Genomic DNA, 5,411 nt, shown 5'->3' with positions numbered 1-5,411 from the left:
GTCTGTTCCGTGCCTGTGGCCGGTGTGCCGGCGTCGTCGGTTGTGACGTCGTCGGTTGTGGCGTCGTACGTGGTTGGGTGTGTTCCGTGTTCGTGTGCGTGGCGGGAATGGCCGGTCGTCTGGTCGTGTTACAGATAGCAGTGGTTGTGGAGGGGACAGTGTCCCCGGGCCTCACCTATTGCCCATGGGGATGATCGTTCGGCTGATGCCTCATGGAGCCTTTCGCCGCGTAGGCGACCGCCCTTCACGACCACATGCACGGCCACGGCCCGTCCCGATCTTCGGGACGGGCCGTTCCTGCAGCCGTATCCACTACCAGCGCATGCCGAGGTGGTCGAGGTCTGCGCTGTGACGGAGTATCGATCTTCAGGGGGTTTGGTCGTTCGGGTCTGGTGTTCCGTCTTTGGGGGTGGGATTCGGGATGGCTGGAGCGGCTGTGTTCGGGGTGATGGGCGTGGTCTGGTGTCGTGTTCGGTTTGGTTGTTCGGGTGTTTGGCCTGCGGTCTTGTAGTTGTGTGGGATTGATCTTGGGTTTTCGGTGGATGTAGTGGTGCGTCTGTGGGCGGTTGCGTTTTCTGCGGGCTTCGGAGTTTGTTTTGGCTGGTCAGTGGCGTGTGTGGGTGATGAAGACGCGGAGTGGGTCGTTCGCGTTGGGGGTCAGGCGGGTGAGGCCGAGTCGGCGGGCGATGAGGGTGAGGGTGTCGTTGGTGTCGCGGTGTGGCCGGTTTGGGAGGGTGGCGAGTGCGCGGGCGAGGGCAACGGTTTCCGGATAGATCACCAGGTCGCGTGCCAGGAGTGCGGGGGAGGCGCTGCCTGTGGTGGTCAGGTGGGGGTTTGTCTCGCAGAGCTGGTTGAGGCGGGGGTGCCAGCGTTGGGTGAGGTGTTGCTGGTGGTCGTACCAGCGGGTGGTGATGGCGCGTGCTGCGGTCCAGGCGGTGGTGGCTCGGGGGTGCCGTAGCAGGTGCTGGTGGGTGTGGTGCGCGGCGGCGAGTTCGGGCACGCGTTGGGTGCGGAGGGTGGAGGTGAGGCGTGGGTCGGGAGCGGCTTGCTGGTGGCGCGGGCACATCAGCTGGTGCGGTGACGGATGAACCCAGGCGGTGTCGGTGATGCCGTGGCTGCGGTGGCGGGTGCACAGCGTGCAGGCGCGGACGGGCTGTTGCCCGGCCTCGAGCCGCTTCCAGTGCGCGGTGGCCTCGGTGCTGTGGGCGTCGTCGTTGGCGGCGAGGCGGGGCAGGGCGCGCGTCAGGTGGGGGAGTGGGGTGCGGGCCAGGACAGCGAGGTGCCGGCCGGCGTTGTGATTGAGGTGGAGTTCGGCTGCCGGCAGGGTCCCGTGGCCGTGGAGGTTGATGTCGGCGCCGTCGAGGAACTGGGGAAGCGTCAGCTGGTAGACCGTGGCGAGCCGTTGCACATATGAGGCGGTCGCTTCGCCGGTCAGCGGCCGTATGTGGAGCACGCCCGGCGCGGCTGACGGGACCTGCAGCCATGTCCCTGCGGTGACGACACTGCGCTGCGCGGGGACGGCTGCGGCCGTATCCCGGGCCGTGATGGCTGTCCGGGTCATGGGGTGCTGGTGATGCGGTTCCGGGGCCGGGCGTGGGGTCGGTAGTGCTGTTCGGCGAGGTGGTCGAGGCGGACTGCTTCGAGGGTGGTTCTGGTGATGCGTTCGGTGCCGTCGATGAGGGCGGTGATGGCGGCCTGGCGGATGAGGCGGGCGAGGCTGCCGATGCGGCCGGCGGTTCGCTCGTGGAGGTAAGGACTCAGCTGGGGGAGGGTTCCGGGCCGGTGGTGGCGCAGGTCGAGTGCGCTCTCCATGGCTTTGACGAGGTCGTGGAAGGGCTTTTGGTCGCCGAGGCGGGCGGGGAAGGCGGCGCAGTCGATGAGGGAGGTGCGTCCGGCGAGCTGCGCGCCGCGTACTCCGGTGAACAGGGGTGTGGTGGTGACGTCGATGCCGGCGTAGACGAAGGTGGCGCCGATGCGTTCGGTGAGGTCTTTGATCAGGTCGGCACTCTGGGCGCCGGTGGTGGTGCGGGGGTTGAGCCGGTGGACCTCGTCGATCATCACCAGCTGGACTTTGGCGGTGGTGTAGGTGTGGCAGACGGCGTTGGTGATTTGGGCCTGGGACATGCCGGCGGCGACGGGGATGCCGAGGTAGCGGGCGAACTCGGTGGCGAGGGTCTTGGCGCTGGCGGCGGGCGGGACCAGGACGTAGGCGACGGGGACCTGCCCGGCTGCCGCAGGGCCGTGGCGTCGGGTGTGGGCGAGGTGGCAGGCGCGTCCGACCTGGAGCAGGGCGGTGGTTTTCCCGGCGCCGGCGGGGCCGGTGACGATGAGGGACGGCCGTGCGGTGACGGTCTGGTGGCGGCCGAGGATCATCAGGGTGCGCACGTTCTTGGCGAGGGTGTCGATGGCCGGGGTGCGTACGGTGACGAACCGCGAGTGATAGGCCAGACGGTCCTCGAGGCTGCGAGGCGGCGCGCCAGGTGGGGAGGAGCCGCCACGGGCATGGTGGCGAAGGTCTGGAAACCGTCCCAGGTGGTCACCGACTGCTGCTGCGTCTCAGGGGCATCGCCGGCGGCGCTTGCCGCGGGAGGCCGGTTCGCCCCTGAGGGGGGCCTGTCGGCCGGCGCATCGCTTGTGCCCGGCGAGGCGTTCACCACTGCTCGGCCTCCGCTTCGGCGTCCCACAGCCCGTATCCGCCTGCCTCGGCCGGCAGCGTGCCCGGCCCCTCCGGATCGCCGGTGCCCGGCTCGGCTGCCGGGGCGGTGTCGATGAGGTCGTCCAGGCTCTCGCTCCAGTCCGGTTCCGGGGCCGGTGCAGTCTCTGCTTCGAGCGGGCGCCGCTGGCCTGGCAGGTCGGGCAACTGCGCTGCCGTACTGCTAGAACGACGCTTTTTGCGGTAGTTGGTTTTCTGTTCCGTCCCGGCGGAGTGGCGGGTGCGGCGCAGGAGTTGGTCGAGGGCGTCGGCGAGGTCGGCCTCCTGCTGGTCGCGGTCCCCGCGTTGTTCGACTTCGGTCTGGATGTGGTGCCAGATGGCGTCGTTGAAGGGTTGGTGGACGTGGTCGCGGTGGATCCAGGGGATTTCGTGGAGCCGTCCGTCGGTGAGGCGGACGAAGATCTGGCGGGCGTCGTGGGGGTTGTGGTGGACCTCCCATTTGCCGTCCCTGGCCGCGACGGGGGAGCGCTGGCTGCGGTGGGGGTCGAGGACGGGGTGGTTGTAGGTGCGGTGGTCGAGGCGGATACCGCGTTCGGTGATGGGCTGCCAGCGCACCGGCAGCAGTTCGAGGTAGTCGGCCCCGGTCAGCGGCACCGGCACGTAGCCGCTGATGGTGATCAGCGCGGCCCACATCTGGTTCGGTGTGAGGGCGGTTTTGGGAAGGACGGGGTGGCGCAGTCCGTCGTGGGGCCGGTTCTGCCAGCCGCAGGTGATCCATTCATCGAGGAAGTCCTGCAACTGGGGGATCGTCCACCGGGCCTCGGCCGCCGTCGCCGAGCCGCGGCGCTGGGGATTGGCGCCGGTGTGGCCGGCGACGTGCTGGCAGAACAGGTCGTTGACCGAGCCGAAGGTCCGCTCCACCACAGCTTTGGCCTGTGGTCGCCTCGGAGGGGCGGGCTGCACGCTCACCCCGAGCGTCTCGCAGGCGGCGACGAAGCCCTGCGAGAGGTAGATCTTGCCGCGGTCGACGACGATCGTCTCGGGTACGACCACGGGGCGGGCGGCCGCGCCTTCCAGCCGTTCGTCCAGTGACAGCATCCGCTTGTAGGGAACCTCGGCCTGCGACAGATGAAGCGACTGGGGCCAGGTGGGCCGGGCAGGATGCGGGACAGCCATCTCGGCCAGGAGGAGTGCGGCGTCGACGGCTTTGGTGCTGTGCGGGCGCAGGACGGCGGCCAGGATGGAGCGGGTGGCGACGTCGACGGCGATCGTCAGCTCCGGCCGGCCCAGGCTGCCGTCCTCCAGGACGGCCATGATGTCCAGGCGGGTAGTGTCGATCTGCACCTGTTCCCCGGGCCGCAGCACCACCGGCGACGCCGACGGGGCGCGGGCGGGTGTGGTGGCGGTACGCGCCGGGCGTCCCGGACGATCGGCCGGATCGGCCAGCACACTCACCAGCCGGTAGAACGTCGACCGTGACGGCATCTCCACCACCCCGCGCCCGTGCGTATCCTCCAGGATCTGCCCGACCAGTACCTGCAGGCCCTTCACCGTCCCCTTCGACCGGCCCCGCTGACGCCGCAGCCCCTCCAGCACCGCGGCCACGACCCGCTCGTCGGCATACCCCGTCGGATGACGGCCACGGGCCGGCACCGCACGCTTGTCGACCAGCCCCCACAACCCCTGCTTGCGGTAGGCATGCCGCATCCGCTCCACCGTCGTACGCGTCACCCGCGCGAAGCCGAGCGCCGCCAGTTCCTGCGCCTTGGCCGCATCCCGCTGCGCCAGCGTCCACCGCTCGGGGTCGTACTCCGGCCGCATCGTCTGTCCCTCACGGCTGCCCTCAGGGCGCGGCCACCCGGTCTCCACTTCACGAATATGGGGCAGCCAGGCCAGCGCTCGCTGCTGGGCCGCGAGCGGAACGGTCTCGAACAGCCCCCACTGCGGCACCGCCTCCGGCGCCCGCCCGCCCACCACTTCGAAGCCCGGATCGGCGAACAACCGTCCCAGCAGCAGGCTCGCTTCGGTGCCGTCCTCCTGGAGCAGGTAGGCCTGCTGGCCCTGCAGGGCGGCGACCTGCCAGGTCTGCCCCCGGTAGACGACGTGCACGCCGACCTCCACCGTCGGCCGCCTTGGTCCCGGCTGACCGCCCACCACGCTCACCCCTCATTCCGTCCTGCGGTACCCGTCGCCGGGATGTCGGCTCGCCCACCGCCGTTGCGGTGCGCGCACAGCAGTGCTCGTTCGCTGAGGGGCTCATCGAGCCGCGCTGCAAGCCACCCGGACCACACAGCGTGATAGACGGCCGGCAGCACCTGCAGCGGATCACCCACCGATGCCGCCCCGTCGGCCAGCGGCCGGGGCTCGGCGAACGCTTCGGCCAGCGCGGTCCGCAGCCCGAGTGGTCCCTGACAGCGGGGGTGGCGGTAGCCGGCCAGCCATCGCAGGTTCGCCGCCGCCACCGCCGGAGGTGGCTCGAGACGCCGGTACAACCAGCCCACGCGGGCACACGCCGCCTCCAGGACCTTCCGCGCCCGCTGCGCCCTGTCTCCACCGGCGTTCGGGCGTGAGGGGCAGTCGGCGAGCAGGCCGGTGCCGTCGGTGTACCGGGCGAAGAGCTGAGGCACCCACGAGCGCACTTGTCGGTCGGCATCCCGCCACAGCAGCCGTACCGGACGTGCGGACAGGCCGGTCACGTCCGGGTCCCGGTCCAGGACCATCAACTGGGTGCGCATCGCTGCCGAACCGTGCACCACGT

General features: G+C 70.2%; 3 protein-coding genes and 1 pseudogene. All 4 read right to left on the bottom strand.

Annotated features, from left to right (window positions below; all coding sequences use genetic code 11):
• Positions 1-604 precede the first annotated feature (604 nt).
• A complete protein-coding gene (locus tag LQ326_RS46755) occupies positions 605-1,561 on the bottom strand; it encodes a TniQ family protein (protein ID WP_234545306.1) in 957 nt (318 codons plus the stop codon).
• Positions 1,558-2,540, bottom strand: a pseudogene (locus tag LQ326_RS46750) (TniB family NTP-binding protein). The gene LQ326_RS46755 and the pseudogene LQ326_RS46750 overlap by 4 nt, the downstream one beginning before the upstream one ends.
• A gap of 110 nt (positions 2,541-2,650) precedes the next feature.
• The gene (locus LQ326_RS46745; RefSeq protein WP_234545305.1) at positions 2,651-4,774 is read right to left on the bottom strand and encodes a TnsB C-terminal domain-containing protein; all 2,124 of its coding nucleotides are present in this window, start codon (positions 4,772-4,774) and stop codon (positions 2,651-2,653) included.
• A 38-nt stretch (positions 4,775-4,812) separates the two neighbouring features.
• Positions 4,813-5,411, bottom strand: a 599-nt coding sequence (locus LQ326_RS46740) for a TnsA-like heteromeric transposase endonuclease subunit (RefSeq protein ID WP_234545304.1), incomplete at its 5' end; no start/stop codon positions are given.

Origin of the sequence: Streptomyces shenzhenensis, from assembly GCF_021462265.1 — a bacterium.
GTDB classification, from domain to species: Bacteria; Actinomycetota; Actinomycetes; order Streptomycetales; family Streptomycetaceae; genus Streptomyces; species Streptomyces shenzhenensis.
This window is presented reverse-complemented; position numbering and strand designations above follow the sequence as displayed.

Excerpts from the sequence above, each read along its gene's own strand:
- LQ326_RS46755 (WP_234545306.1), bottom strand. The coding sequence starts at position 1,561 with ATGACCCGGACAGCCATCACGGCCCGGGATACGGCCGCAGCCGTCCCC.